The 25,121-nt window shown below is 63.6% G+C and carries 30 protein-coding genes and 1 tRNA gene; 17 read left to right on the top strand and 14 right to left on the bottom strand.

The window, feature by feature from the left end; genetic code table 11:
- The first annotated feature begins 41 nt into the window (after positions 1-41).
- On the top strand, positions 42-698 hold the full coding sequence (locus tag VR863_RS01415; protein WP_324826652.1) for a peroxiredoxin: 657 nt from the start codon (positions 42-44) through the stop codon (positions 696-698).
- Positions 695-1,039, top strand: coding sequence for an ArsR/SmtB family transcription factor (locus VR863_RS01420; protein WP_324826653.1), 345 nt, complete (start codon positions 695-697; stop codon positions 1,037-1,039). The genes VR863_RS01415 and VR863_RS01420 overlap by 4 nt, the downstream gene beginning before the upstream one ends.
- A 40-nt stretch (positions 1,040-1,079) precedes the next feature.
- Here the strand turns inward: VR863_RS01420 and VR863_RS01425 are convergent.
- Positions 1,080-1,171 (bottom strand) — tRNA-Ser (locus tag VR863_RS01425).
- 230 nt (positions 1,172-1,401) lie between these two features.
- Between VR863_RS01425 and VR863_RS01430 the strand changes: the two genes are divergently transcribed.
- The 6 genes from VR863_RS01430 to VR863_RS01455 all read left to right on the top strand — a co-directional run bounded on the left by VR863_RS01430 (position 1,402) and on the right by VR863_RS01455 (position 6,738).
- Positions 1,402-2,190: a DUF1134 domain-containing protein gene (locus VR863_RS01430; protein ID WP_324826654.1), complete on the top strand. Its 789-nt coding sequence runs from the start codon at positions 1,402-1,404 to the stop codon at positions 2,188-2,190.
- A gap of 106 nt (positions 2,191-2,296) precedes the next feature.
- The gene (locus VR863_RS01435; RefSeq protein ID WP_324826655.1) at positions 2,297-3,478 is read left to right on the top strand and encodes an amino acid aminotransferase; all 1,182 of its coding nucleotides are present in this window, start codon (positions 2,297-2,299) and stop codon (positions 3,476-3,478) included.
- Positions 3,479-4,018 (top strand): GNAT family N-acetyltransferase, encoded by a 540-nt coding sequence (locus VR863_RS01440; protein ID WP_324826656.1) that lies wholly within the window; start codon positions 3,479-3,481, stop codon positions 4,016-4,018.
- Positions 4,019-4,414: 396 nt separating this feature from the next.
- Positions 4,415-5,296 carry an OmpA family protein gene (locus VR863_RS01445; protein ID WP_324826657.1) on the top strand — a complete coding sequence of 294 codons (882 nt, stop codon included), beginning with the start codon at positions 4,415-4,417 and terminating at the stop codon, positions 5,294-5,296.
- A gap of 218 nt (positions 5,297-5,514) precedes the next feature.
- Positions 5,515-5,868 (top strand): UrcA family protein, encoded by a 354-nt coding sequence (locus VR863_RS01450; protein ID WP_324826658.1) that lies wholly within the window; start codon positions 5,515-5,517, stop codon positions 5,866-5,868.
- Between the two features lie 123 nt (positions 5,869-5,991).
- Positions 5,992-6,738, top strand: a complete 747-nt coding sequence (locus tag VR863_RS01455) for a hypothetical protein (protein ID WP_324826659.1) — start codon at positions 5,992-5,994, stop codon at positions 6,736-6,738.
- 34 nt (positions 6,739-6,772) lie between these two features.
- Here VR863_RS01455 and VR863_RS01460 read toward each other — a convergent pair whose 3' ends face one another.
- The 6 genes from VR863_RS01460 to VR863_RS01485 are packed head-to-tail and all read right to left on the bottom strand — an operon-like array spanning position 6,773 to position 10,684.
- A complete protein-coding gene (locus VR863_RS01460; RefSeq protein ID WP_324826660.1) occupies positions 6,773-7,390 on the bottom strand; it encodes a riboflavin synthase in 618 nt (205 codons plus the stop codon).
- 7 nt (positions 7,391-7,397) lie between these two features.
- On the bottom strand, positions 7,398-8,378 hold the full coding sequence (gene ribD, locus VR863_RS01465) for a bifunctional diaminohydroxyphosphoribosylaminopyrimidine deaminase/5-amino-6-(5-phosphoribosylamino)uracil reductase RibD (protein ID WP_324826661.1): 981 nt from the start codon (positions 8,376-8,378) through the stop codon (positions 7,398-7,400).
- The gene (locus VR863_RS01470) at positions 8,359-8,814 is read right to left on the bottom strand and encodes a hypothetical protein (RefSeq protein ID WP_324826662.1); all 456 of its coding nucleotides are present in this window, start codon (positions 8,812-8,814) and stop codon (positions 8,359-8,361) included. Before VR863_RS01470 ends, ribD begins: the two co-directional genes overlap by 20 nt.
- A 42-nt stretch (positions 8,815-8,856) precedes the next feature.
- A complete protein-coding gene (locus VR863_RS01475) occupies positions 8,857-9,579 on the bottom strand; it encodes a M48 family metallopeptidase (RefSeq protein WP_324826663.1) in 723 nt (240 codons plus the stop codon).
- Positions 9,576-10,076: a YcgN family cysteine cluster protein gene (locus VR863_RS01480; RefSeq protein WP_324826664.1), complete on the bottom strand. Its 501-nt coding sequence runs from the start codon at positions 10,074-10,076 to the stop codon at positions 9,576-9,578. Before VR863_RS01480 ends, VR863_RS01475 begins: the two co-directional genes overlap by 4 nt.
- Entirely contained in the window at positions 10,064-10,684 is a 621-nt protein-coding gene (locus tag VR863_RS01485) for an SCO family protein (RefSeq protein ID WP_324826665.1), read from the bottom strand. Before VR863_RS01485 ends, VR863_RS01480 begins: the two co-directional genes overlap by 13 nt.
- A gap of 63 nt (positions 10,685-10,747) precedes the next feature.
- Between VR863_RS01485 and VR863_RS01490 the strand changes: the two genes are divergently transcribed.
- The 5 genes from VR863_RS01490 to ssb all read left to right on the top strand — a co-directional run bounded on the left by VR863_RS01490 (position 10,748) and on the right by ssb (position 14,837).
- The gene (locus VR863_RS01490) at positions 10,748-11,362 is read left to right on the top strand and encodes an ankyrin repeat domain-containing protein (RefSeq protein ID WP_324826666.1); all 615 of its coding nucleotides are present in this window, start codon (positions 10,748-10,750) and stop codon (positions 11,360-11,362) included.
- Positions 11,349-12,026, top strand: coding sequence for a COQ9 family protein (locus tag VR863_RS01495; RefSeq protein WP_324826667.1), 678 nt, complete (start codon positions 11,349-11,351; stop codon positions 12,024-12,026). Before VR863_RS01490 ends, VR863_RS01495 begins: the two co-directional genes overlap by 14 nt.
- A gap of 67 nt (positions 12,027-12,093) precedes the next feature.
- Complete coding sequence (locus tag VR863_RS01500; protein ID WP_324826668.1) at positions 12,094-12,333, top strand: FeoA family protein; 240 nt, start codon at positions 12,094-12,096, stop codon at positions 12,331-12,333.
- Positions 12,330-14,204 (top strand): ferrous iron transport protein B, encoded by a 1,875-nt coding sequence (gene feoB / locus VR863_RS01505; protein WP_324826669.1) that lies wholly within the window; start codon positions 12,330-12,332, stop codon positions 14,202-14,204. Before VR863_RS01500 ends, feoB begins: the two co-directional genes overlap by 4 nt.
- A gap of 87 nt (positions 14,205-14,291) precedes the next feature.
- Positions 14,292-14,837 carry a single-stranded DNA-binding protein gene (ssb, locus tag VR863_RS01510; RefSeq protein ID WP_324826670.1) on the top strand — a complete coding sequence of 182 codons (546 nt, stop codon included), beginning with the start codon at positions 14,292-14,294 and terminating at the stop codon, positions 14,835-14,837.
- Positions 14,838-14,856: 19 nt separating this feature from the next.
- On the opposite strand, the gene VR863_RS01515 is transcribed toward ssb, so the two are convergent.
- The 3 genes from VR863_RS01515 to VR863_RS01525 form a co-directional block, all read right to left on the bottom strand.
- On the bottom strand, positions 14,857-15,669 hold the full coding sequence (locus tag VR863_RS01515; protein WP_324826671.1) for a hypothetical protein: 813 nt from the start codon (positions 15,667-15,669) through the stop codon (positions 14,857-14,859).
- A gap of 86 nt (positions 15,670-15,755) precedes the next feature.
- Entirely contained in the window at positions 15,756-16,286 is a 531-nt protein-coding gene (locus VR863_RS01520; protein ID WP_324826672.1) for a YceD family protein, read from the bottom strand.
- Positions 16,283-16,798 carry a ubiquinol-cytochrome C chaperone family protein gene (locus VR863_RS01525; RefSeq protein ID WP_324826673.1) on the bottom strand — a complete coding sequence of 172 codons (516 nt, stop codon included), beginning with the start codon at positions 16,796-16,798 and terminating at the stop codon, positions 16,283-16,285. The genes VR863_RS01520 and VR863_RS01525 overlap by 4 nt, the downstream gene beginning before the upstream one ends.
- Positions 16,799-16,955: 157 nt before the next feature.
- Between VR863_RS01525 and VR863_RS01530 the strand changes: the two genes are divergently transcribed.
- From VR863_RS01530 to VR863_RS01545, 4 genes are read left to right on the top strand one after another with little or no spacing between them, the layout of a single operon-like run.
- The gene (locus tag VR863_RS01530) at positions 16,956-17,420 is read left to right on the top strand and encodes an outer membrane protein assembly factor BamE (RefSeq protein WP_324826674.1); all 465 of its coding nucleotides are present in this window, start codon (positions 16,956-16,958) and stop codon (positions 17,418-17,420) included.
- Between the two features lie 48 nt (positions 17,421-17,468).
- On the top strand, positions 17,469-18,029 hold the full coding sequence (gene hslV, locus VR863_RS01535) for an ATP-dependent protease subunit HslV (protein ID WP_324826675.1): 561 nt from the start codon (positions 17,469-17,471) through the stop codon (positions 18,027-18,029).
- Between the two features lie 28 nt (positions 18,030-18,057).
- Positions 18,058-19,359 carry an ATP-dependent protease ATPase subunit HslU gene (gene hslU / locus VR863_RS01540; RefSeq protein WP_324826676.1) on the top strand — a complete coding sequence of 434 codons (1,302 nt, stop codon included), beginning with the start codon at positions 18,058-18,060 and terminating at the stop codon, positions 19,357-19,359.
- The gene (locus VR863_RS01545) at positions 19,359-19,763 is read left to right on the top strand and encodes an ACT domain-containing protein (protein WP_324826677.1); all 405 of its coding nucleotides are present in this window, start codon (positions 19,359-19,361) and stop codon (positions 19,761-19,763) included. The genes hslU and VR863_RS01545 overlap by 1 nt, the downstream gene beginning before the upstream one ends.
- A 7-nt stretch (positions 19,764-19,770) precedes the next feature.
- Here VR863_RS01545 and VR863_RS01550 read toward each other — a convergent pair whose 3' ends face one another.
- The 4 genes from VR863_RS01550 to VR863_RS01565 all read right to left on the bottom strand — a co-directional run bounded on the left by VR863_RS01550 (position 19,771) and on the right by VR863_RS01565 (position 25,038).
- On the bottom strand, positions 19,771-20,547 hold the full coding sequence (locus tag VR863_RS01550; RefSeq protein WP_324826678.1) for a hypothetical protein: 777 nt from the start codon (positions 20,545-20,547) through the stop codon (positions 19,771-19,773).
- Between the two features lie 47 nt (positions 20,548-20,594).
- Complete coding sequence (locus VR863_RS01555) at positions 20,595-22,088, bottom strand: SulP family inorganic anion transporter (protein ID WP_324826679.1); 1,494 nt, start codon at positions 22,086-22,088, stop codon at positions 20,595-20,597.
- 106 nt (positions 22,089-22,194) lie between these two features.
- On the bottom strand, positions 22,195-24,015 hold the full coding sequence (locus tag VR863_RS01560) for an ABCB family ABC transporter ATP-binding protein/permease (protein WP_324826680.1): 1,821 nt from the start codon (positions 24,013-24,015) through the stop codon (positions 22,195-22,197).
- Positions 24,016-24,066: 51 nt separating this feature from the next.
- Positions 24,067-25,038: a retroviral-like aspartic protease family protein gene (locus VR863_RS01565; protein ID WP_324826681.1), complete on the bottom strand. Its 972-nt coding sequence runs from the start codon at positions 25,036-25,038 to the stop codon at positions 24,067-24,069.
- Between the last annotated feature and the right edge of the window lie 83 nt (positions 25,039-25,121).

The following is a 25,121-nucleotide window of genomic DNA, read 5'->3' on the forward strand; positions in this document are numbered from 1 at the left end:
TATGTATTGCCTTTATGAAGTCAAGTGGTATGGCTACTGTGATGAGCGTTCAGGAAACCCAGCCGCCCGCCATGTCGGGCTTGAGGATCGGTGACACCGCTCCCGATTTCGAGGCGCGGAGCACCACCGGCCCCGTCAAGCTTTCGGCGTTCCGCAAGCGGTGGCTGATCCTGTTTTCGCACCCGGCCGATTTCACGCCGGTTTGCACCACCGAATTTGTCGAGCTGTCGCGCCGTGCGGACGATTTCGCCGCACGCGATTGCGCGCTGATGGCGCTGTCCGTCGACAGCCTGTTTTCGCACTTTGCCTGGCTGCGCCTCATCAGGGACCGGTTCGATGTGGAAGTTCGCTTCCCGATCGTCGAAGACCCGACACTGGTGATCGGCCGCGCTTTCGGGATGGTCGCTGCGGGGGATTACGACAGCGCAACCGTCCGGACGACGTATTTCATCGATCCCAAGGGCGTGATCCGCGCGATGACCTGTTACCCGGCCAATGTCGGGCGTTCGATACCGGAAATGCTGCGGACGCTCGATGCGTTGCAGCGTGTCGATGCCGAAGGGGCGCTGGCGCCCGCCAACTGGACCCCGGGAGACGCGTTGCTGCGGGCCCCGAGCCACGATCTTGACGATGTCTACGCTGCAGAAAACGGGGCGGACTGGTTTTACCGCGACGTGCCCGCAAAGGCCCCGCGATGACCGACGGGCCGCCGATCGATGAGCTCAAGGCCATCGCGCACCCGCTGCGGTTCGCGATTCTTGAAACGCTGAAATCGGGGGAACGCAACGTCGGGGAAATCGAACAGGCATCTGGCATCGCGCAACCGGCCCTGTCCCAGCAACTGGGCGTGCTGCGGCGCGCCGGCCTCGTCGATACCCGCAGGGAAGCGAAGCTCGTCTATTACAGCGTCAGTGCGGAAAGCCTGGGCAGGCTGGCGCAATCGATCGCGGCGTTCCGGCCTGCGGATACGGATGCGGATGCGACAGAAGGGACCCGCGCCCTTTTTACCGGTGCCGCGAACTTCGCCCGGATATATTGAACGCTGACCTTGCGGGCGGATAATTCGTTGAAGGGTAAAGTGGCGGAGACGGAGGGATTCGAACCCTCGATACCCGTTACCAGGTATGGCTCCTTAGCAGGGAGCTGGTTTCAGCCACTCACCCACGTCTCCGCACATCGCAACCCGACCATGTCGCTTGCGAGGGGCGCGCTATAGCCACGCGGCATGGCGGCATCAAGGGCTGAATCGCCTTCCTTGCAGGGACCGCTCGAACGGCCTGCATCGACTCGCTTCGGCGCATTTTGGAATCGGTTCATCGCCGTTTCATTGCCCGCATGGTGAAAGGGGATTCTTCTGACCAGATAGCTGCCTTCGTGGATAACGCCGGCAGGGAGGGAAACATGATCAAGTTTGCATCGAAACTGCCGCGATTCGGCATCGTGCTGGCCGCATTCGGCCTCGCGGCTGGCCCGCTTCACGCGCAGGTCGAAACCATCGACCCCGATACCGCCATCGATGGCGATCTGGTCGAACAGCCGGGCCAACAGTCCGTGTATGGCGAGACCGCCGATAGCGCTGCCGGCACGGCCCAGGCGGAAACTCCGGACGTGCAGGACATGGCGACCCAGCAGCCGCAATGGTCTGAACAGGGCGCCGAATCCGCGGCCAAGGATGCGGTCCAGTCTTCGTCGGTCGACGATCCTTCGACCACGTACCGCGAAGACGATCTGATCGGCGCTGCGGAAGGCGTGTTCGGCAAGGGCGCGCAGGGCGTGGCCGAAATGATCCAGAAATTGCTGAAGGACCAGGGCGAGCCGAACGCCTACATCGTCGGGCGTGAAGCCAGTGGGGCGTTCGTGGTCGGTGCCCGTTACGGCTCCGGAACGCTGTTCCACAAGGTCGAGGGCGAACGTCCGGTTTACTGGACCGGGCCATCGATCGGTTTCGATGCGGGCGCCAACGCAGGCAGCACGTTCGTGCTGGTTTACAATCTGTGGGACAGCGAAGATCTCTACGAACGTTTTCCCGCCGGTGAGGGGCAGATCTACGTCGTTGGCGGCCTGACGGCCAGCTACGTGCGCAAGGGCGATGTCGTGTTGATCCCCATTCGCGTGGGTGCCGGTCTTCGCCTGGGCGTCAACGCGGGATACATGAGATTTTCGAAGAAGCAGCGGTGGCTTCCATTCTGACGGGGAAAGCAGCCCTAACGGTCGCAATAGAACAAACCTGAATGGCGCTGGGGCCGCAACGGGATTTCCTGTTGCGGCCCCACGCATATCCGGCGATGAGGCGCCCATGCTAGACCGTCTCCAAGCCCAAGCCCCTGACGCGCTGCTCGCGCTGATCAAGATGCACGCTGCCGATGCGCGGCCCGATACGATCGACCTCGGGGTCGGCGTCTATCGCACCAACGAAGGTGCGACGCCGGTGTTTCGCGCAATCAAGGCAGCCGAGCAGCGGTTGGTCGATGAGCAGGATTCCAAGAGCTACCTCGGTCCCGAAGGCGACACCGGCTTCGTCACCGCGCTGATGCCGTATATTTTCGGCCGGGACGCGACGATGGGCGGCCGGATCGAAGGGATGCAGACACCGGGCGGAACGGGCGCTGTGCGCCTTGCCGTGGCGCTGTCCAAGGCGGCTGGCGTGACCCGCATCCACATGGGCACGCCAAGCTGGCCGAACCATGTTCAGATCCTGTCCGATGTCGGGGTGGAGCCGGTTCTCTTCAGCCACGCGACGGCGGAAGGGGGCGCTGATCTCGATGCCGTTCTCGGGGCAATCCGCAACGCGGCGCCAACCGATGCCGTGATGCTGCACGGTTGCTGCCATAACCCCACGGGCGTCGACTATACCGACGAACAGTGGGATGCGATCGCCGGCGCGCTGGCCAAAACCGGCGTGTTGCCGATCCTCGACATCGCCTACCACGGCCTTGGCAAGGGACTGGATGAAGACGTTGCGGGCGTTCGCAAGGTTCTGGCCGTCGTTCCCGAAGCGTTGATCGCCTACAGCTGCGACAAGAACTTCGGCCTGTACCGCGACCGCGTTGGCGCCTTCTACATGATGGCCGAGCAGCCGGACCAGCTTGGCGCCATCACCTCCAACGCCAACGCACTCGCGCGCGCGAACTGGTCGATGCCGCCAGACCACGGCGGCGCAGCGGTACGCACCGTGCTGCGCGATGAGAGCCTGACCCAGCAATGGCTTGACGAGCTCGACGAGATGCGGAGCCGGATGCGCCGCGTTCGTGCACGGTTGGCCGCTGCCGATAACGAAGCCCCGGGATTGAACCTGGCGGTGCTCGGTGAACAGAACGGATTGTTCGCCATGCTTCCGCTTTCCAAGGATCAGATCGTGAAGCTGCGTGAAGACCACGGGATCTATATGGCCGGATCGGGCCGGATCAACGTGGCGGGTCTGCACGAAGGCAACACGCCCAAGTTCATCGCCGCGCTTGCTGACGTCACGAAGGACTGAATGGACCGCCAGCCGACCCTCGAGACCGATCGGCTGATCATCCGACCGCTGGAGGAAGGCGACCGCGAAGCCTTGTTCGGCATCGCATCCGACCCCGCGGTCTGGGAACAGCATCCGATCCATGATCGCTGGCGGCGCGACGTTTTCGATGCCTTCTTCGACGAAGGCATGGCGTCGGGCGGCGCGCTGGCGGTTATCGACAAGCGGACGGACCGGATCGTGGGCTCGACCCGCTATGATCGTTTGAGCGAAGACGAGGGTGGCTCGGTCGAGATCGGCTGGACGTTTCTTGCCCCTGTGTGCTGGGGGAAGGGCATAAACCCTGAGATGAAGCGGGTTATGCTGGACCATGCCTTCAGGCATGTCGCGCTGGTCGAATTTCGTGTGGGCGACACCAATTACCGGTCGCGCAACGCGTTGGAAGCCATCGGCGCCGAGCGCAGCGACCGGTACGAGCTGGGAAAATACGACGGCAAGCGGGTGCTCCATCTCTATTACGAGATCACTCGCGAAGGATTTGCCCAAGGCCCGCTGGCCTGAAGGTGCGATTCATTCGGAAGGCTAGCAACCGGCAGCCCTCCCGAAGCACCCTTTTCCACCCGCGGATCCGCAACAAAATCCGGTTTCCGGGGCGCCTCTACGTCAGCAGATGCGACGGCAAAGGGGTGCGAAATACTGTTTACAGCATATGCCGCCTGCTTCGGTTCGCCGCATCGAGGGCCCGAACCATCCGCACGGCCAAGGGTGTCGCTGTGGGCGTTCATGTGGCAGAAAGGCTGGCCTGAACACGGGCCTTCGCGTGCGGCCGATACGCCGCACTTCGTATCGAACGGTATAAAGGGGGCTCTGACAGCCGGCCACGCCATCGCAGGGGGGCGTCGCATTACGTGTGCTGAAGACGCAGCGCGGGCCGGTTCAGTTTGAAGGAGTAACGTAATGAGTGTCATTTTGAAAAGCCCGAGAAGCCTTCTCTTGCTTGCCATGCTTGCCTTGCCGGCAACGGGCACCGTCTCCGCCCAGGAGATGGATACGTCTGAAGGCGAAGTCCTGACGACCGTTTACGGCATGCCGCCGTCGGACATGTCCGGCATGACGCAAGGGCCGGAGATCGAAGGCATCATCTCCGCGCGCAGCGACAACCGGATGCAGATCACGCTTCCCGATGGCTCGACCACGGTGGTCGTCATCAGCGAAGGCACCCAGATCAAGTCGAGCGGAGGCTTTCTTGGCATCAACCGCAACACGCTGGGTGCGGAATCGCTGCTCAACGGCCTGCCGGTTACGGTGGAAACGGTGCAGTGGGGCGATGGGCTGCTTGCAAACAAGATCGACCTGAAGAGCAAGGATCTCAAGACCGCCGCCATGATCCGCAGCGGCACGAACCAGCGTTTCGAGCAGCAGGAAGCAGCCACCGAAGCGTTGCGTGGTCGCATGGCCGACATCGACAAATACAACATCAAGGGCACGACCAACGTCTATTTCGACACCGGCAAGTGGAAGCTTTCCCCTCAGGCCGAGAGCGAACTGTGCACTGCGGCAAACCAGGCCGAAGCCATGGACAACGCGCTTCTGCTTATCGTCGGATACACCGATTCGGTCGGAAGCCAGGACTACAACCAGGAACTGAGTGAGAAGCGCGCCGGTCGCGTGGTCAATTACCTCCAGCAGGCGTGCGGCTGGAAGCCCTGGCGCATGCTGACACCCACCGGAATGGCCGAAGCCGACCCGATGGCCAGCAACGACACCGCTGAAGGCAAGGCCCAGAACCGCCGCGTCTCGGTGAATATCCTCGTCAGCAAGAGCGTTGACGGAATGTAAGTGACGCGGGGCGGGCACGGCGCCCGCCCCGCCATTTCCCGCCGGCGATCGGTTTGCCCGATCCGCCGTACGCGCATGTCGGGGAGCGCGGCGGCCCTCCGGATGAGTATCATTACGTATGACGTAAGGCTTTTCGCCAGAGCAACTTTGCGATGCCGTTCCAGCGGAACCGCCCGATTTCGGGCGCCGTTCCGCGAGCCGCAAGCAAAGGATTGATCATGACAAATCTTCGCAAGACATGTTTGCCAATCGTCGTGGCCGCGGGTGTGGCCCTTATCGCTATGCCCGCCAGTGCGCAGGGGCAGGAAATCGTCGTTACCGGCAAGATGAACGTCCCCGAAGGGTACGACCCCGTTACCAGCGTCGTCAGCATCGCGGACCTCGATCTTTCTTCGTCCGCCGGCGAGGCGGAAATGGAAGAGCGGGTTGCTGCGGCCGTGAAGAAGCTGTGCTGGTCGCACCCCAAGCCCGCGCGATGGCAGGTCAAGGACAGCGAATTCTGCAGCGAATTCGCGTGGGAAAGCGCGCGGCCACAGATGGAAGCCGCCCTCGAAAGAGCCCGCGCGGACTGATTTCGCGACGGACTTGGGAACCACGCCCCCCTCGCTTCCTTCCGCGCACGCCCCGAAATGCATTGCCGAACCGCTTCTGACCGGTAAAGTGCCGCGCAGGGTCGCGCATCGGGGGGATGCGCAATGGATCAACGTTTCGTCAAACGGCATGATTACGACAGCCGGTTCTGGGTTTTCGTCTGGCTATACATCGTTGTTGTGGTGATGGTGGGTTTCAGCCGCCCGGTGCATGACCGTTTCTTCGATGGCGTGCAGGAGCCCGCGGCCATTGCCCTTCAGGTTCACGTGTGGAGCTTCGGCGCCTGGCTTGTCCTGCTCGCACTGCAGGCCCGGCTTGCCGCGACCAGGCAGATGGACTGGCACCGCAAGTTCGGCCTCGCAATGCTGCCGCTCGCGGCGATCATGATCGTGTCGGCCGGGATCAGCGAATTCCGGTTCCAGAAGGCGGATATGGCCGATGGCGGGGATGCCTCGTTTACAGCCATTTCCATTCCCTACCTGTTGCCGTTCTGCATCCTGGTGCCCCTCGCATGGATCGCGCGCACCCGCCCCGATGCGCACAAGCGCCTGATCCTCATGGCCACGGCGAGCATCTGTGCCGGCGCGCATCTGCGAACCGCTTCGGCCATCGATCCGACGCTGTTCTGGGAAGCGACGACCTTTCTGCCTCGGTTCGTTATCGCGTTCGGCGGGGCCTTGCTCATCATCGGCTTCGGGATCGCCTACGATTACATGACGCGGGGCGCGGTCCATCCCGTTTACAAGGTGGGCACCCCGATCCTGGCGACCCTCTACCTTGTGGCCACATGGGCATACGGCAGCGAAGGGTACGCTGCCTTTGCGCGTTCGGTGATCGGATCGATCGGTTGATCTGCGCCCGGGGCGGGAAGGCCCTGGCCCGGGCCTATCCCTGCAGGCTCTGCATTCGCTTGAGGTAGCGCGCAAGAACGTCGATCTCGAGATTGACCCGGTCGTCCATCGCCAGGCCGCCAAGCGTCGTCACCTCGCCCGTATGCGGGATGATGTTCACCGCGAAATCGCAGGTTCCGTCGCTGCGGTCCCGCACATCGTTGACGGTCAGCGAAACGCCGTCGATCGTGATCGACCCCTTGGCGGCGACGAAAGGGGCGAGATCGCGCCCGATCCGGAACGCCAGCTTGCGCGAGCCGCCTTCGTCGCGCGACAGAACCACCGTGCCCACCGCGTCGACATGGCCGGTAACCAGATGGCCGCCCAGTTCATCACCCAGGCGAAGCGCGGATTCGAGATTGAGCTTGCCGCCTTGCGTCCACATGCCCGGCTTGGTGCAGCGGACAGTTTCGTCCGATACGTCGAAGGAAATGCGCGCATCGCCTGCGGTCCCGCCAAGCGCAACCACCGTCAGGCAAACACCCGAACAGGCAATCGACGCGCCGATATCGATGGCCGAGGGATCGAACGGGCACGCAACCGTGACGCGCAGATCCCCACGCTTCTCGACGCTTTCGATGGTTCCGATTGCCGTAACGATGCCGGTGAACATGCGTGTCTTACTCCTGTCGGGTGCGGCTGTAGGCTTCGTAAGTGTCACTGCCAAGCTGGCGGCGCTCGTCCAGCGCCCATCGGCCATGCGCTCCGGCAAGCGATGACAGGCCGATATCGCCCAGCGCATGGCGCCCGCCCCCGATGACGATGGGGGCGCGGTACAATTCGATCCGATCCACCAGATCGCGTGCAAGAAAGCTCGACGCCACTTGAGCCCCGCCTTCGACATACAGGTATTGCGCCTGATCCAGCCGTTCGATCTGTTCGGGCGCGTTGATAACCTTCATCCCGTCCGGCGGCACACCGCGCGTCAGGAGGATGCGTTGGGGTGCACGGTCTTCGAGGCCGGGCAGGCGCACGTCGAGCCTTGGCTTGTCGCTGCGCCAGGTGCCGCCGCCCACGAGAATCGCATCGGCCATCGCACGGCGCGAATGGACGTGGGCGCGGGCTGTTTCGCCCGTGATCCATTGGCTTTCACCGCTTGCAAGGGCGATGCACCCGTCGAGCGATGTCGCCAGCTTCAAGGTGACGTGAGGGCGGCCCTTGCGCACGCGCACGAGATACCCGGCGAGACTGGCCTCCGCCTGGGGGGACGGGAGGAGAGCGGCGTCGATTCCGGCCTTTCGCAGGCGGGCGATGCCTTGCCCTGCGGTGCGCGGGTCTGGGTCCTGCACGCCGATCAGAACGCGGGCGACACCGGCCTCGACAAGCGTATCGCTGCACGACGGGCCGCGCGGCGAGCGATGAGCGCACGGTTCGAGCGTGACGTAGACGGTGGAGCCGCGCGCAGCGCCGCCGGCAGCGTCCAGCGCCATGGCTTCGGCGTGCGGTCGTCCGCCGCGCTGGGTCCAGCCGCGCCCCACGATCCTGCCGTGGCGCACCACCACGCAGCCGACCGCCGGATTGGGGTTGCTTAGCGGGCGCGCGCGTGACGCCAGCCGCGCTGCAGCGGCCAGCCAGTCCGCGTCATTCGGGCTTGTCTGCAACGGCCCCGTCCGCCGTGTAGAGCTGTTCGCGCTTTGCCGCTTCGGCGGCTTGTTCGCGGGTGCGTTCTATCTCGGCCTCGGCCTCGATCGCATCGACATCGAGGCCGGTTGCACGGCCCAGCGCCTTGTAGGCATCCACCTTGCGGCCAAAGGCGGCTTCGCGTTCGGCCTGTCTCAGTTCCTTGATCCGCTGGTTTTCGATATTGGTCGCGCGGATTTCGGCATCCGTGCGCCCTTCGGCAAAAGTGCTGATCAGGACGACCTTGGGGCGTTCCGGGGGCACAAAGGTTTCCTCCTGTGTGACCCAGAACAGCAGGGTGAAGGTCATCAGGCACGACGCGGCAAGGATCGGCCAGCGATAAGGGGTCGGCTGGCGGAAATATTCGACGAAATCGGTAATGCCGCCGGCCGGATTGTATCGGGACTTGAAACGCATGATCGCTAGATAGGGCGCTTTGCCGGCGCGCGCCAGTAGTGCCTAACCGAAGCTGGCGTAGAGCGTGCGCCCGTGACCGCTCAACCACGCGTTGGCATCGTCGATATCGCCTTCGTAAAGTCGGTCCAGCAGGCTGTGGAACGCGGGGCTGTGGTCGAAATGCACAAGATGGGCGACCTCGTGGGCGACAACGGACCGCCGAACGAAATCGGGTGCCTGCACCAGCCGCCAGTTCAGCCGCAGCACACCTTCGCTCGAACAGCTGCCCCAGCGCCGCTTCGCACGGGTCAGGCGGGCTTCGGCCGGTGCGAGGTCAGCGCGGGCGCAATAATCGCGCGCGTCGTGCGTGAAAAGCCGCACCGCTTCGTGTTCAAGCCAGCGGTGGAGGCGTTTGCCAAGCGTGTCCCGCGGCCCGCCGACGACCAGCGCGCCATCGGCAAGAAAGGGTTTGCGGGGTGCCGCCTCGCGCCAATCGATGGCGATTTCGGTCCCGCGATACAGCATGACGCCTTCGTTCACCGGGTCGCGCGCCTGGGGCACCTTGGCCAGTTGGCCAGCCAGCCAGTCACGCCGCGCACGGGCAAAGGCCACCGCTTCGGCGGTGCGGCACCATTGCGGCAGGGTTATCCGCACCGCGGTGCCATCTGGGGCAAGGCGCAACGTCAGGCGGCGCGCACGGGCGTTTCGCTTCAGCTCGATCGGCAGTTCGCGGCCTGCGACCTCAACGACCGGATCGGCCGGTTCGCGGCGCATCCAGTCGATCACGAGGGGTTCTCCTCGTGGCCGACTTCGTCCTCGTCGTAATCGTCATCGTCATCGTATCCGTCGTCCCATTCGACCACATGGTGTTCCAGGGGACCGGCCATATCTTCGCTGATGACCCGCCCGGCCACCGAAATTCCGGCGCGAACCACATCGTCCCGGTCGCCGGTCAACAGGTAATGCCAGCGCGGCAGCGGGTCGCCATCGGCGCGAAGGCGATAGGCGCAGGTCGGGGGGAGCCACGAAACAGTGTCGACGATCTTGAGCGTCAGGCGCAGGCAATCGGGCACGAATGTCTTGCGGCGCTTATAGTCGGTGCAACGCGCGGTCTGGATATCGAGCAGGGTGCAGGCGACATTGGTGTGCTCGATCTCGCCCGTATCTTCGTATTCGACCTTGTGCAGACAGCAACGCCCACACCCGTCACACAGGGCTTCCCATTCGTCCTGGTCGAGCTTGGCGAGCGGAAGCTCCCAGAAACGCTCCCTCAACGCACCCATTTGTCCAGTTCCGCGGCAACCGCTTCGGCGCCCATTTCGGTGGGCAGGGTGGTGATCGGCTTACCATCGGGACCGAACAGCAAGGTGACGTTGGTGTGGTTGACCAGGTATCCGCCACCGGGCGCTTCATCGCCCTTGGAAAAGCTCGCCGCGTATTGGGAGGCGACCTTGGTCAGCGTTTCTTCGTCGCCGGTCAGGCCAATCAGGCGCGGGTGGAAGTTGGCCGTGAACTCGGACAGGACCGGCGGCGTGTCGCGCGCGGTGTCTATGCCCACGAACAGGGGCTGCACCTTCATGCCGCGTTTCGGATCCTGTTCCTCGAACAGCTTGAGGCCGGCCATCGCCCGCTGCACGTCAACCGGGCACACGTCGGGGCAGTAGGTATAGCCGAAATAGATCGTACGGTACTGCCCGTCGAGTTCGCTCCAGCTGAAGGGTTGGCCATCCTCTGCGGTCAGCGTGAAATCGCCGCCGAGTGCCGCGCCTTCGAGCGGCGGCGGCTCGGCCGGAGCGGGCAGGATATCGCTGCATCCGGCAACCGCAATGAGGGCGGCCAGGGGCAGGGTGCGGCAAAGGTCTTTGAGGCGAGGCATGGTATCGCGGTTCATGGTCTGCTAACCGCGCGTGTTCAAGGGCGTATGCCCCAGACGATTGCGGAAAAGCGAAGAGGAATGAAGCAGGTGGTACGGCGGGCGACAGCGGTGATCCTTGGTGCAGCGGCGTTGGCCATGGTGGCCACACCGGCAACGGCCCAACGCAAACGCGAAGGGTACGAGTTCCTCGAGGCGGTGCGAAAGCGCGACGGCGAAAAGGCGACCGACATGCTGAACCAGCCCGGTAGCGTCCTCGTGAACTCGCGCGACCTGACCAGCGGCGAAAGCGCGCTGCACATCGTAACCCAGCGCCGCGATCCGGTGTGGATGCGGTTCCTGCTGGACAAGGGGGCCAACCCCAACACCGAAATGAAGGACGGCGTTTCCCCGCTGGAACTGGCGGCACAACTTGGTTTCGTCGACGGGATCGAGATCCTGCTCAACAAGGGCGCCGATATCGACCCCACCAATGTCGCCGGCGAAACGCCCCTCATTTCGGCGGTTCATCGCCGCGACACCGCCATTATCCGCCTGCTGATGGAAAAGGGTGCCAATCCGGACCGGGCCGACAATTCGGGCCGTTCGGCGCGCGATTATGCAACGCTCATGGGTGCGCGTTCTCCGGTGCTGGAAGAAATCGAGCGGGCGGAAAGCGAACGCGCCAAGGATGCGCCTTCGTATGGTCCCAACTGAACCGATGGACGTAGCCGATCTCACGCTCGACGAATTGCGCCTGGCGCTGGCACCCGGACTTGCCGATGCAGCCGTGTTCGACGGCTGGAGCGATGCCGCGCTCGACATGGCTGCCGATCAGCTGGGCGCGGATCGGGACGTTGCGCGCCTCGCCTTCAAGGACGATGGCGCGATGGGCATGATTGCCGCGTGGATCGAGACCATCGATCGCATGATGACGCTGGACCTGCCCCCTGAAAAGCTGGCAACGATGAAGATCCGTGAACGTATCCGCGTCCTTGTCCAGTACCGCCTCGATGCGATTGCGGGGCGGGAAGAGGCCTTGCGCCGGGCGATGGCCATCATGGCGATGCCGCAGAACGCGGCGACATCGCTGAAGCTGGGGTGGAACAGTGCCGACGTGATGTGGCGGCTCGCGGGCGACACGGCGACCGACTATAACCACTATACCAAGCGCGCGATCCTGGCATCGATCTACGCCGCGACCCTGGCCGTTTTCAGCACTGACGAGAGTGAGGGCAAGGCCGAAACGCGCGCCTTTCTCGAACGCCGGATCGATGGCGTCATGACCTTCGAAAAGGTCAAGGCCAAGTGGCTCAACCCTGAACGCGAACGCTTCAACGTCTCGCGGTTCCTGGGGCGTTTGCGGTACCCCTCGCGGTAATCGGGCAACCGCTAGCCGCTATTGATAATCGGTTGCAATTAGCGCGCCGCTGCGGCAGGGGCTTCGCATGACTCTCGATGGGTTCGAACACGATAAAACGGCGCGCATCGTCGCGGTCGACTGGGCGCGGCTTGCTGCTGACGAGGGCAAGCGGCTGAAGGCGCTAGGCGTGGACGAAGGCGCTGAAGTCGCTGTGATCCATCGCGGCATTTTCGGCGGACGCGATCCGCTGGCGATCCGCATCGGCAGCATGACTATCGCGCTGCGCCGTTCGCACGCGCTGGCAATCGAGGTCGAGGCGGTATGAGCCTGCAAGACCCAGCTCAGGCCAAGAGCCTCCACCGGACCGCGGCGCTGGTCGGCAATCCCAATTCGGGAAAGTCCGCCTTGTTCAACGCGTTGACCGGTGCAAAGCAGAAGATCGCCAATTACGCGGGCGTGACCGTGGAGCGAAAGGCCGGGCGGCTGGCGTTGCCTGGGGGGGAATCGGTCGAACTGATCGACTTGCCCGGATCGTACAGCTTCGATGCCGCAAGCCCCGACGAAGAAGTGACGCGCAAGGTGGTTCACGGCGAATTTGCTGGCGAACCGACACCCGAAGTCATCATCCTCGTTCTCGATGCCTCCAACCTGGAACAGCATCTGGTCTTTGCGCAGGAAGTGCTCGAACTGGGCCGCCCGACGGTGGTTGCGCTGAACATGGTCGACCTGGCCGAACGCGATGGTCTGACGCTCGATCCCGATGCGCTGGCCGATGCGCTGGGGGTGCCCGTGGTGCCGACGGTGGCGGTTCGCCGCCGCGGCCTGAAGGAACTCGCCGAGGCGATTGCGGAAGCCGAAACGCACGCCGAAGAAGAAGCGCACACGCGCTGGCACCTGACCTTGCCCGAACGGCGGCTGTCGGCAAAGCACATGGCGCGCGCTGCCATCCTGTCCAAATCGGCTCGTCACACCGTCGAAAACGGCATCGACCGGGTGCTGCTCAATCCGTGGGTCGGGCCGCTTATCCTGTTCGGCCTGCTGTTCGTCATCTTTCAGGCGGTGTTTGCCTGGGCAACGCCTTTCGCCGATGCGCTGGAAGGGGCGGTGGGCGCTGTTTCCGAAGCGGTGAGCGCCAATATGGCGCCCGGTTTCGTCCGCGATTTCCTGACGGAAGGCGTGCTGGCGGGGGTCGGATCGGTGGTGGTGTTCCTGCCGCAGATCGTGATCCTGTTCTTCTTCATCCTGGTGATGGAAGCCAGCGGTTACATGGCGCGCGCCGCGTTCCTGATGGATCGTCTGATGGCGGGCGTTGGCCTGTCGGGCAAAAGCTTCATCCCGCTGCTGTCCAGCTTCGCCTGCGCGATCCCCGGCATCATGGCCACGCGCAGCATTCCCGATCCCAAGGATCGATTGACCACCATTCTGGTTGCCCCCCTGATGACCTGTTCGGCGCGGCTGCCGGTTTACGCCGTCATCATTGCCGCCGTTATCCCGCAGACCTCCGTCGGCCCCGGAGTGGGCCTGCAAGGGCTGGTCCTGTTCGCCCTTTATGTTGTCGGCATCGTGGGGGCGATGGTTGTGGCACTGGTGCTTCGCGGCACGGTGACCAAGGGTACCGCCAGCGGGTTCATCATGGAACTGCCGCGTTACCAGATGCCGCGCCTGACCGATCTGGCCATTGGCCTGTGGCAGCGTGCATGGGTGTTCCTGCGCCGTGCGGGCACGATCATCTTCGCTGTCACGATCGTGCTATGGCTGATGCTCAGCTTTCCCAAGGCGCAAGGCGACGAAAGCCAGCTTGATGCCAGCATCGCGGGATCGATCGCCGATGTGATGCACCCCGTGCTCGAACCGATCGGGTTCAACCGCGAGATCAGCCTCGCTCTCATCCCTGCCATGGCGGCACGCGAAGTGGCCGTTTCGGCGCTGGCGACGACCTACGCCGTGGACGCTGAGGACGAGGATCTGGCCGCCGCCGGCGTGACCGACCGGATCGCTGCGCTGTGGAGCCTGCCGACCGCGCTGGCCTTCCTCGCCTGGTTCGTGTTCGCCCCGCAATGCATTTCCACCATCGCGGTGGCGCGCCGCGAAACCAACGGCTGGAAATGGCCCGCTTTCATGGTCGGGTACCTGTTCGGTCTGGCCTATGTCGCGGCCGGCCTCACCTATTGGGGCGCGGTCGCTCTGGGCCTTTGAGCCTTGTGGGAAGCGGCCCTGGCGGGGTGGCGACTCGCCCTCCCATCCGATAGGCCCACCTTCGAACTCAGATAAGGACGCGAATCGATGGCCGGTAGCCTCAACAAAGTCATGCTGATCGGAAACCTGGGCGCAGACCCGGAAATCCGCAGCTTCCAGAACGGCGGCAAGGTTGCAAACCTGCGTATCGCCACCTCCGAAACCTGGAAGGATCGCAACACCGGCGAACGCCAGGAACGGACCGAATGGCACACGGTCGCGATTTTTTCCGAAGGCCTGATCGGCGTCGTCGAACGCTTTCTGCGCAAAGGCTCCAAGGTTTACATCGAAGGCCAGCTGCAGACCCGCAAATGGCAGGACCAGCAGGGCAACGACCGGTATTCGACCGAAATCGTGCTGCGCGGCCTGAATGGAACGTTGACCATGCTTGATGGCGCGAGCGGTGGCGGCAGTGGAGGCGGCGGCGGTGGCCAGCGTTCCGGCGGAAGCTGGGATCAAGGCGACGGCGGCTCTTCCGGCGGTGGCGGCGGCTGGAACAAGGGCGGCAATTCGTCGGGTGGCGGATCGCAGGGCGGCACCGGCGGTGCCGGCGGCTCGAACTACGACGATCTGGACGACGACATCCCGTTCTGAGGCGTGAATTTGTGGGGCGCTAACCCAGCCCCCCGATCCGTCCGGCAAGTTCATGCCATCCGGGCGTACCCCACAAGGACGAAACGACGACGGCTGCCGGTATCGTCAGCGCGGCCCACACGATGTAGGCTGCATGGACGCGGCGCAGCCGGAAGAGATCCCACAAGAACATCGGCGCGATGAGCGCCAGCGGATAAAGATCGGCTGAAAGCGGGCTTGCGGGGAAGCTGTGCGGCAGGAACGTCATACGGTCGATTGCGGCGGGCATCGGCACCAGCGTGGCCAGGAACATCAGCCGCTTGTGCATTCCGGAATTCCGGCGGCGATACCACAGGGCAAGCAAAGCCAGTATTCCGAACAACAGGCCTGCACGGATCTGCAGCAGCATGATGTTGTTCACCATCGGAACGACTTCGGCCTGAAGCTGCAAGGCAACTTCCTGCGGCGCGGATGCGATCATCTGGGCAAGCTGCGACCGTCGGACAGGCACCAGAATGGTCCCAGCAATCAGGATCGCCGGTGCGATAAGCATTCCTGCTATTCCCAGTTGCATGTGCCAGGTGCGGCGCCCCGTCGCCATCAGCGTCGATTGGACCAGAAGCAGAGAAATCCAAGCCCCCATCAGGACGGCGTGGACGTGCAGTATGGGCGGAAATGGCGGGATCGTGCCAGCTTCGACGGCTGCGATGCGCTGAAGAGAGTCGGGAATAAATCCGACCAGCACGACGACAAAGAACACCGCGGCGGTAAAAACATAAATCCAGCGGTCGACGAGAGCGACGAAGTCGGGTTCGTCCGATCCAACCGGAAGAGCATCTTGCACGGTCGCCATTTTTTCCCTCCCCCAGAGGCGCGACCGCGTGGCACGCCTACCACGAAACCGTGGCCGGAGGAAGGATGGGCCCTTTTGCCCTGCCTTCAGTCCTTCTTGAGCGCCGCCAAAGCCTCGGCCAGGGGGCCGCTTGGGGCAACGTTCTCATCGCTTACGATGCCGGCCTTCCTGCGCATTTCGTCCGCCTGCGGGCCTTCCTTGTATGGGTCGATCGCCAGAGCCAGTGTTTGTGCGAGGGCTTCGCCCAGATCGAAACTCTCGCCTTCATAGGGGATCTCGTCGATGTCGCCGGCGTCCAGTTCGATTTCTTCGTCCGGAGAATATTCCGGGACGCCCGCCGCCGGTACAAACCGCAACTCCAGCGGTTCTTCCACCGTGTAGATGAAATCGTCCTGCGTGACCGCACACGGTTGTTCGATGGTGGCGCGCAACGTGCCGTTGACCAGAACAGCGCCGTCCTGCGTGTCGAAATCGACGGCCGCGGTGAGCGCGTGGATCGCGGTGACGCTGAAGCGCCTGGCGAGGGCGGCGCATTCCGCCGCATCGGCTTCTATGTTCAACGCGCCTGACGGGAGCGCGCGCGGCCTTATCGGCCGGACCAGTTCGCCGGCGGTCATTCGCTGATCGTCCCGGCCTGGAGGTCTTTCACCGTGGTGCGGCCGAGCCGCGCATCGAGCGCGGCCATGCGCTGGACCAGTGCCTCGGCCTCGTCGGGCTGGGCCATCGTCACATTGCGGCGCACCGCATCGACCAGCACCTTGGGATCGCTCCGCAGGCCTTCACGATAGGCGCCGATGCGCCCGTTCATGCTTTCCATCAGGGCGCCGATCTTCTTGCCCACCGTCGGATCGCCGATCCCGGCTTCGCGAAGCTGCCCTTCCATGTCCTCGACGAACAGTTCGGTGAGCCGCGCCGTCATTGCCGCATTGTCGGTCTCGTCTTCCAGGCGCAGCATCACGAGGGCGAGCACGAGTGTGATCATGTCGTACCGCCCCTCGACCGAATCGGCGACGCCGCACATCCGGTACCAGTCGGGATCGCGGGCTTCCGCCACGACGCGGTGCCACAAACTGCGCCATTCCTCGCGCGGGTTGGGGGCGGTGCGGAACAGGCGGGCAAATAACGACATGGAAACTCCGTTCAGCGGCAATTCAAGCCACGATCCCCAAGCGACGGGCCCAAGCACGTTGCAAGGGGCTGCGCTTTCAGACTAAGGCGTGGCCCGAGCATATAGGGACGTGGCCGCCAGCGGCCAAGCGTCCGGAAGACGGAGATTTGCTGGTCCCATGAACAGGTCGAAAATTCTTGGCCTCACCGCCGTCATCGTGGCGGGTGTCGCAGCCGCAGGTTGCCAGCCGATCCGCGAATCGCGTGGCTACATCGTCGACCCGGTTCTGACCGAGGCGATCCAGCCGGGCATCGACAACCAGACCTCGGTTGCCGGAACTCTCGGGCGGCCGACCTTCACCAGCCAGTTCGGCGAGCCGACCTGGTATTACGTGTCGAGCACGTCGGGCCGGCGCCCCTTGGTGCGCCCCCGGATCAACCAGCACCAGGTTCTGGCGATCAAGTTCGACGCGGCGGGCAATGTTGTCGCCGCCGAACGCAGCGGGATCGAAAAGGTCGCCTACCTGCAGCCCGATGGGGACAAGACGCCGACCCTTGGCCGCGAGCGGACCTTCCTGGAAGATCTGTTCGGCAATATCGGTGCGGTTGGCGCACCGGGTGCCGCGGGCGGTCCGGGACAGTAATCGCCGGCATCGCTTGACCACCGGCGCGCGCCCCCCATATCGCGCAGCATGAGCGGAAAAAGCGACAGCCACGGCCTCGTGCAGTGGCACTCCACCACGATCATCGGCGTCAAGCGCGGCGATGTGACCGTTATTGCCGGGGACGGACAAGTCTCCATGGGCAACACGGTAATGAAACCCAACGCCAAGAAGGTTCGCCGGATCGGTGAAGGTGGGAAGGTCGTGGCCGGGTTTGCCGGTGCGACCGCGGATGCCTTCACCCTTTTCGAACGGCTCGAGAAAAAGCTGGAGCAGTATAACGGCCAGCTCCTGCGCGCCGCGGTCGAAATGACCAAGGACTGGCGCATGGACAAATATCTGCGAAATCTGGAAGCCCTGATGATCGTGGCGGACAAGGAAAACCTCCTCGTCCTGACCGGTAACGGGGACGTGCTCGAACCCGAAGGCGGGATTGCCGCGATCGGCAGCGGCGGCATGTACGCGTTGAGCGCGGCCCGCGCCCTGGTCGATTACGAAGACGATCCTGAAACGATCGCCCGCAAGGCGATGGCGGTGGCCGCCGACGTCTGCGTTTTCACCAACGGCAATCTGACCCTCGAAACCGTTTAAGGTCCCAGAACCGGACTACAGGGAAACCATGATAGAAAACCTCACCCCCAAGGCGATCGTCGCCGCGCTCGATGAACATATCATCGGCCAGCACGACGCCAAGCGCGCCGTGGCCGTGGCCTTGCGCAATCGTTGGCGCCGCCAGCGGCTGGCATCCGAGCTGCGCGACGAAGTGACACCCAAGAATATCCTGATGATCGGCCCCACGGGTTGCGGCAAAACCGAAATCAGCCGCCGTCTCGCGAAGCTGGCGGAAGCGCCGTTCGTAAAGGTGGAAGCGACCAAGTTCACCGAGGTCGGCTATGTCGGCCGCGACGTCGAACAGATTGCCCGCGATCTGGCTGAAGAAGCCGTCCGCCTTGAAAAGGAACGCCGCCGCGAGGCGGTGCGCGAAGCGGCAAGCAAGGCGGCGATGGACCGGCTGCTGGTGGCGCTTGTCGGCGACAGCGCCAGCGAAGCGACGCGCGAGGCTTTTCGCGAACGCATCGTGCAGAATGCGATGAACGACACCGAGGTCGAGGTGGAAGTGCGCGAAACGCCCAGTTCGCCCATGGACGTGCCCGGTATGCCCGGCGGTGTCGGGATGATCGATCTGTCCGAGATGCTGGGCAAGGCAATGGGCAAGAGCCCGCTGAAGCGCCGCAAGCTCAAGGTGCCCGACGCGTGGGACCGGCTGGTCGAGGAAGAAGCCGAAAAACGCATGGACCAGGATGACGTTGCCCGCGTCGCGCTGGAGAACGCGGAAACCAACGGCATCGTGTTCCTCGACGAAATCGACAAGATCGCCGTAAGCGACGTGCGCGGTGGATCGGTGAGCCGTGAGGGCGTTCAGCGCGATCTCCTGCCGCTGATCGAAGGAACCACCGTGGCCACCAAATACGGCCCGATGAAGACCGACCACGTGTTGTTCATCGCCAGCGGCGCGTTTCATGTGGCCAAGCCATCGGACATGCTGCCCGAACTGCAGGGCCGTCTGCCGATCCGTGTCGAGCTGCGCGCGCTGACCGAAGAAGACTTCGTGCGCATCCTCAAGGAAACGCGCGCCAACCTGGTCGAACAATACATCGCCCTGATCGGCACCGAAGACGTGGCGCTGGAAATCACCGATGATGCCATCGCCGAAGTCGCCAGGATCGCCGCACAGGTCAACGAGGGGGTCGAGAACATCGGCGCCCGCCGCCTGCAGACGGTGATGGAGCGCCTGCTCGAGGACATCAGCTTCGAAGCGGAAGAACACGCCGGCGAGACGGTGACTGTCGATGCCGCCTATGTTCGCGGACGGCTGGAAGAGCTGGCGGGCGATACCGACCTCAGCAAATACATCCTGTAATGGCAGGACGCGTCAGCGAGACGCGGGCGATGATCGCTGGCATGTCCCCGCGATTGGACGAAACGCTCTGGCGCTTCGTCCTGGTCAGTCCCGACACTGCGCCGCAATTGCTGGGCGCGGCCATCGGCACCTTCCGCGAGGACGAAGGCGTGACGGCGATTGTGCCCTCAGGGCTAGCTGACGAGTTGGGCATCGAAGGCCCCGATTTCGCGCGCGTCACGCTGATGGTGCATTCGGACCTTGAGGGCGTGGGGCTGACTGCCGCAGTTGCAAGCACGCTCGCCGAGGCTGGCATCGCCTGCAACATGGTTGCCGCATTCCATCACGATCATGCTTTCGTGCCTGCTGCCAAGGGCGAGGAGGCACTATCGTTGCTGAGGGATTTAGCCAGATCCGCCACTTAGGCGGCGGTCAGGATTCCACCTGTTCGTCCAGCCGCTGCTGCAGTTCGACCAATATGGCTTCGCGCTCTTCGTAACCAAGCAGGACATGCCCGTTGCGGCCCATGTTGTCGAAGAGCTCGTTAAGGAACTGCCGGTTCGAGCGCATCTGTTCGACATTGCACTGCGGGATAAAGCGCGTGTCCGGATTCCTCATGTAGCCCCAGTCGAGATCCGTATCTGACCCCCTCGGGACCTGCGCCATCTGGATGGCGTCGGGATGGCGGCTGTACAGGCGGAACAACTCATTCGTCCGCTCTTCATGATTGGCGCGCTGACGGTCACGAAAGAGGATGTAGCGGCGCAGCTGGCTCTTGATCTCTTCGTCCCTCAGGCGATCGAATCGCCCGGTCGACAGCATTTCTTCGAGAATCGGTAATTGGTCGGATTCGCGTCGATAGATATGCGATGCGGCCACGGCGTTGCATTCGGACTGGGTTAGCGGCCTCGGTTCGGCCGAAGAGTAAATGACGCTTTGGGCCTGCGTGAAGCGGTTTGCTCGCGCTTGCAGTTCTTCGCGTTCCTGACGAACTACCTCGAGAAGCGTGGCGGTTTCGGCCTGAAGCCGTGTGAGAATCGTCTTCTCGTCCTCGCGCTCCTGTCGTTCCTCTTTCCAGTTCGAGGCCTGCAGACCGAGGAATACACCGCTCACGACGATCATGAACTCAGCCGCGAGAGCGAACCAGTTCTGTTCGCGCAGATGCACGGCGATCTTGTTCAGAAATACTGGTGTCTTTCCCCCTGCCATGACCGGAGTATGGAACGCCTGTCACGGGGCGCAAGGGAAAACCTTGCCTAGGGATGAGGCGCCAGGCCGATCTCCACGCCGGTCTTGTCGGTCAGCGCGAACTTGTCGACCAGGTCGCTGCTCGCCCGGTTCAGCCCGCGCACCTGCACGCTGCGCCCGTTGCGCCGCATCCGTTCGACCACCTTGTCGAGCGCGCCGATGGCCGAGATGTCCCAGAAATGCGCCTTGCGCACGTCGATGATCACGTGGTCTGCCGGGTCGGGCATGATGCTTTCCGGGCCCAACGCGGCTTCGAACCGTTCCACGCTGGCGTAGAAGATCTGCCCCTTGGCGCGGTAGATCGCCGTGTCGCCTTCGCGGGTGCGGGTGACTTCGAACATGGTCATCACCTTGTGCGTGAAGAACACGCCCGACAGGATCACACCAGCCAGCACACCCAGCGCAAGATTGTGCGTGGCCACGACGACGACGACGGTCACCAGCATCACCACCGACGATTGCCACGGGTGTTTGCCGATGTTGGGGATCGAGTTCCACGAGAATGTCCCGATCGAAACCATGATCATGATGGCGACCAGCGCCGGCATCGGCACCTGCCCGACAAGATCGCCGAGCGCGGCAAGGAGCACGAGCAGCGAGAAACCCGCTGTGAAGGTCGACAACCGTCCGCGCCCGCCGCTGGTCACGTTGATGACCGACTGCCCGATCATCGCACAGCCGCCCATTCCGCCGAACATGGCGGCCACGATGTTGGCAATGCCCTGGCCGGCGCTTTCGCGGCGCTTGTTGCTGCCCGTGTGGGTCATGTCGTCGACAATCTGCGCGGTCAGGAGCGATTCGAGCAGGCCAACCGCCGCCATGGTTGCCGCATAAGGCGCGATGATCCGCAGGGTTTCCCACGTCAGCGGGACGTCGGGCAGGGTGAAATAGGGCAGGCCTTCGGGCAGTTCGCCCATGTCGGCCACGGTGTTGACCGGCGCGCTGATCCAGATCGACAGCGCGGTGAGGACAACGATCGCCACCAACGGGCTGGGAACGACGGTCGTAAGCTTGGGAAGCAGATAGATGATGGCCAGGGCGGCAGCGACCATCGCGTAGGTTTCCCACCCCACGTTGGTCAGTTGCGGCAGCTGCGCCATGAAAATCAGGATCGCCAGCGCGTTGACGAAGCCGGTAATGACCGAGCGGCTGACGAACTGCATCACCAGATCCAGGCGAAGCGCAGCGGCGATACCCTGGAAAACACCCATCAGGATCGTCGCGGCGAACAGATAATCCACCCCGTGATCGCGCACCAACGGAACGACAACCACGGCCACGGCTGCCGTTGCGGCGCTGATCATGCCGGGACGCCCGCCCGTAAAGGCGATCACCATCGCAATCGCGACAGAGGCGTAAAGCCCCACACGCGGATCGACGCCGGCGATGATCGAAAAGCCGATGGCTTCGGGGATCAGCGCCAGCGCGACGACGATGCCAGCCAGCACGTCGGCGCGGATGTTGGAGAGCCAGTCGCGGCGAAATGCGCTGCGGTCGAGCATAGTGTAGTCCGTTCGTCAGGAGGGCGGGCACGCAAGAAGGGCACCCAGATCGGGGGGCTCATGGCCTATGCTGCAATGCAGCACAACCCCGTGGGGTGCCGAAGCCTTACTCAGCCGCTTCGCCGATTTCCTCGCTCTCGGACTGCTGCCGCGCCCACATGTCGGCGTAAAGACCACCCGCACGAAGCAAATCGGCGTGGCTGCCGCTTTCGGCCAGGGTACCATGATCGAGCACCATGATCGTGTCCGCATCGGCAATGGTGGAGAGGCGGTGAGCGATCGCCAGGGTCGTTCGATGCTGCGACACGCGGCGCAGGGTGCGCAGGATTTCCTGTTCGGTTCGGCTATCGAGCGCGCTGGTCGCTTCGTCGAACAGCAGGATCGGCGGATCCTTGACCAGCGTGCGCGCGATGGCGACGCGTTGCTTCTCTCCGCCTGAAAGTTTCAGCCCGCGCTCACCCACTTCGGTGTCGAAACCGTCGGGCAGGCGTTCGATGAACGGCATGATCGCGGCATCGCGTGCGGCGGCGTGGATATCTTCGTGTGTCGCACCGGCGCGGCCATAGGCGATGTTGTAACCGATGGTGTCGTTGAACAGCACGCTGTCCTGCGGGACGATGCCGATATGGGCGCGCAGGCTTTCCTGTGTGACCTGGGCAATGTCCTGCCCGTCGATCAGGATGCGCCCCGAAATCGGGTCGTAAAAGCGGAACAGCAGGCGCCCGATGGTGCTCTTGCCGGCGCCCGAAGGGCCGACGATCGCGACATGGGCTCCGGCAGGCACTTCAAAGCTCAGGCCATGAAGGATTGTCCGGTCGGGTTCGTACCCGAAGGTGACATTGTCGAAGATGACCGACGGGCGGCGCACGACAAGCGCCGGCGCACCGGGAGCGTCCTCTACCTCCACCTCGCTGTCCATCAGCCGGAACATCGCCGCCATGTCGATGATGCCCTGCCGGATCGTGCGGTAAACCCAGCCAAGCATGTCGAGCGGGCGAAAAAGCTGCATCAGGTAGGTGTTCACCAGCACCAAGTCCCCTGTCGTCAGCTCGCCCTTGCTCCAGCCCCACACGGTATAGGCCATCGCCGCGCCCATCAGCAGGTTCATGATCAGCGCCTGGGTGATGTTGAGCAGGCCGAGCGAGTTTTCGCTCTTCACGGCCGCTTCGGCGTAGGAGTGCGCGGCGCGCCCGTAGCGTTCGCGCTCGCGGTCTTCGGCCCCGAAATATTTGACGGTTTCGTAATTGAGCAGGCTGTCCACGGCACGGGCCAGTGCCTGCCCGTCGAGATCGTTCATCTCGCGGCGCAGCTTGGTGCGCCATTCGGTGATCCAGCGGGTGACCGCGATATACGCGACCACGGTCGCCCCGGTCGCCGCGACCAGTTCCCACCCGAAGTTGATATAGAAGATGATCCCTACCGCGATCAGTTCGAGAATCGTCGGGGCAATGTTGAACAGCAGGAAATAGAGCATGGAATCGATGCTCTTGGTTCCGCGTTCGATGGTCTTGGTCACTTCGCCCGTGCGGCGCGAAAGGTGGAAGCGCAGCGAAAGCTGGTGAAGGCGGGCGAATGTGTCCTGCGCCAGCGTCCGCGTTGCTTCCTGGCCGACCCGTTCGAACGTGATGTTGCGAAGGTTGTCGAAGGCCACCCCGGCGAACCGGCCCGCGGCGTAGGCCACGACGAAGGCGAGGGCGACCATCGCCGCTTCGTTTGCGGGCGTGGTCATCGCATCGACGGCGCGCTTGTACGCGAAGGGCAGGGCCAGCATCGTTGCCTTTGCCAGCAGCACGAAAACCATCGCGCCGACGATCCGCCGTTTCAGGTGCGGATTACCTTCGGGCCACAGATACGGCAGGAACCGCCGGATCGTAGCCCAGCTTTCGGCGTCCTCGCGTTGGTCGGAAGTGGCTGTGTCTGGCGGCATCGTGCCGCCCATCTGGGGGCAAGCGCCGTTTCACACAAGCGCGTGGCCGCGTTAAAGCGTCTTGCGCGACCGCGAAAAGCTGTCCTGCGAGGAAAGCCGTGCGTTGCGCGGCAAGTCGAACAGGATTTTCTGGGTGGAGAAGTCGATCGCCACCCGGTCGAATGCGCGAAGATTGCCGATACCGAGCACCAGAGCGGGGCGGTTATCGAGGCCCAGTGCCGCGAAAATCGGACTGTCGGCAAATCCGATCGGCGCGTTGCTGATTTCAACCCCGCCGATCTGGAGGCTGCGAACAAGCGTGGAATTGCTGACCAATTCCATGCCGTGAACGTCGATGCTGGTCATTTCGGAACGGTTGCGCGACCGCAATTTCGCCAGCAGTTTGGAATTGGCGATGCTGTTCTGCGCTCCGGTGTCGATGATCACGGCGGTCTTCACACCGTTCAGCTTGGCATCGGTGATGATCATCTGGCCCAGCTTGCGCCGCGCGCGCACCACGATCTCGTAGCCGGAATTGCTGGTTTCATCCTCGGAATCGGCGACCTGAATACGCCGTTCGCGAAAGTCGATGAGCACCCGCGTGTCCTGGAGACTGTCGAGGCCAAGGATCCCGTCCGCCCCGATATTTTCGGCATGGAGCAGCGGGGAAATCAGGCCGCTGACCGATCGGTTGGCGAATTCCAGATCGTCGAGCTCGATCGTCTCGACCTGTTGGCTGCTGGCCATCGCGACGAGCGTCGCGGTGCCGCTGCGGCGCAGGGAAAGATTGTCGACCAGTTCATGCGTCACGACTGTCGCCTGTGCGCCGGTATCGATGAGAAAGCGGTACGGGCCTTCGCCTGCAATGGTGACGGGCACCGTCATGCGTTCGTGGCGGTCCCGTTCTATTGCGGCTTCATCGACCTGGGCATCGCCAAGCAGCTGGCCGACCGCATCGGTCTGCGCCGCAGCGCCGCCGGCAAGGCCCGCAGCACCGCCGACAAGGCAAAGGGCGGTTGCGGCTATGAAGCTACGTAGCGCCATGGCGTCTCTCCCGTGGCCGGCTGCATTGCTCCGGCTTGTGTGGGATCATGATACCATGATGCGGCGAAACAGTCCAAGCCCGC

It is taken from the genome of Qipengyuania zhejiangensis (assembly GCF_035607565.1).
GTDB lineage: Bacteria > Pseudomonadota > Alphaproteobacteria > Sphingomonadales > Sphingomonadaceae > Qipengyuania > Qipengyuania zhejiangensis.

Excerpts from the sequence above, each read along its gene's own strand:
- VR863_RS01545 (WP_324826677.1), top strand. The coding sequence starts at position 19,359 with ATGGCAGGACGCGTCAGCGAGACGCGGGCGATGATCGCTGGCATGTCC.
- ssb (WP_324826670.1), top strand. The coding sequence starts at position 14,292 with ATGGCCGGTAGCCTCAACAAAGTCATGCTGATCGGAAACCTGGGCGCA.
- VR863_RS01495 (WP_324826667.1), top strand. The coding sequence starts at position 11,349 with ATGGTCCCAACTGAACCGATGGACGTAGCCGATCTCACGCTCGACGAA.
- VR863_RS01525 (WP_324826673.1), bottom strand. The coding sequence starts at position 16,798 with ATGTCGTTATTTGCCCGCCTGTTCCGCACCGCCCCCAACCCGCGCGAG.
- VR863_RS01430 (WP_324826654.1), top strand. The coding sequence starts at position 1,402 with ATGATCAAGTTTGCATCGAAACTGCCGCGATTCGGCATCGTGCTGGCC.
- VR863_RS01560 (WP_324826680.1), bottom strand. The coding sequence starts at position 24,015 with ATGCCGCCAGACACAGCCACTTCCGACCAACGCGAGGACGCCGAAAGC.
- VR863_RS01445 (WP_324826657.1), top strand. The coding sequence starts at position 4,415 with ATGAGTGTCATTTTGAAAAGCCCGAGAAGCCTTCTCTTGCTTGCCATG.
- VR863_RS01480 (WP_324826664.1), bottom strand. The coding sequence starts at position 10,076 with ATGGGTGCGTTGAGGGAGCGTTTCTGGGAGCTTCCGCTCGCCAAGCTC.
- VR863_RS01565 (WP_324826681.1), bottom strand. The coding sequence starts at position 25,038 with ATGGCGCTACGTAGCTTCATAGCCGCAACCGCCCTTTGCCTTGTCGGC.
- VR863_RS01415 (WP_324826652.1), top strand. The coding sequence starts at position 42 with ATGAGCGTTCAGGAAACCCAGCCGCCCGCCATGTCGGGCTTGAGGATC.
- VR863_RS01520 (WP_324826672.1), bottom strand. The coding sequence starts at position 16,286 with ATGACCGCCGGCGAACTGGTCCGGCCGATAAGGCCGCGCGCGCTCCCG.
- VR863_RS01420 (WP_324826653.1), top strand. The coding sequence starts at position 695 with ATGACCGACGGGCCGCCGATCGATGAGCTCAAGGCCATCGCGCACCCG.
- VR863_RS01555 (WP_324826679.1), bottom strand. The coding sequence starts at position 22,088 with ATGCTCGACCGCAGCGCATTTCGCCGCGACTGGCTCTCCAACATCCGC.
- VR863_RS01455 (WP_324826659.1), top strand. The coding sequence starts at position 5,992 with ATGGATCAACGTTTCGTCAAACGGCATGATTACGACAGCCGGTTCTGG.
- VR863_RS01440 (WP_324826656.1), top strand. The coding sequence starts at position 3,479 with ATGGACCGCCAGCCGACCCTCGAGACCGATCGGCTGATCATCCGACCG.
- VR863_RS01550 (WP_324826678.1), bottom strand. The coding sequence starts at position 20,547 with ATGGCAGGGGGAAAGACACCAGTATTTCTGAACAAGATCGCCGTGCAT.
- VR863_RS01470 (WP_324826662.1), bottom strand. The coding sequence starts at position 8,814 with ATGCGTTTCAAGTCCCGATACAATCCGGCCGGCGGCATTACCGATTTC.
- VR863_RS01500 (WP_324826668.1), top strand. The coding sequence starts at position 12,094 with ATGACTCTCGATGGGTTCGAACACGATAAAACGGCGCGCATCGTCGCG.
- VR863_RS01515 (WP_324826671.1), bottom strand. The coding sequence starts at position 15,669 with ATGGCGACCGTGCAAGATGCTCTTCCGGTTGGATCGGACGAACCCGAC.
- hslU (WP_324826676.1), top strand. The coding sequence starts at position 18,058 with ATGATAGAAAACCTCACCCCCAAGGCGATCGTCGCCGCGCTCGATGAA.
- VR863_RS01485 (WP_324826665.1), bottom strand. The coding sequence starts at position 10,684 with ATGAACCGCGATACCATGCCTCGCCTCAAAGACCTTTGCCGCACCCTG.
- feoB (WP_324826669.1), top strand. The coding sequence starts at position 12,330 with ATGAGCCTGCAAGACCCAGCTCAGGCCAAGAGCCTCCACCGGACCGCG.
- VR863_RS01460 (WP_324826660.1), bottom strand. The coding sequence starts at position 7,390 with ATGTTCACCGGCATCGTTACGGCAATCGGAACCATCGAAAGCGTCGAG.
- VR863_RS01490 (WP_324826666.1), top strand. The coding sequence starts at position 10,748 with ATGAAGCAGGTGGTACGGCGGGCGACAGCGGTGATCCTTGGTGCAGCG.
- hslV (WP_324826675.1), top strand. The coding sequence starts at position 17,469 with ATGAGCGGAAAAAGCGACAGCCACGGCCTCGTGCAGTGGCACTCCACC.
- VR863_RS01450 (WP_324826658.1), top strand. The coding sequence starts at position 5,515 with ATGACAAATCTTCGCAAGACATGTTTGCCAATCGTCGTGGCCGCGGGT.
- VR863_RS01530 (WP_324826674.1), top strand. The coding sequence starts at position 16,956 with ATGAACAGGTCGAAAATTCTTGGCCTCACCGCCGTCATCGTGGCGGGT.
- VR863_RS01435 (WP_324826655.1), top strand. The coding sequence starts at position 2,297 with ATGCTAGACCGTCTCCAAGCCCAAGCCCCTGACGCGCTGCTCGCGCTG.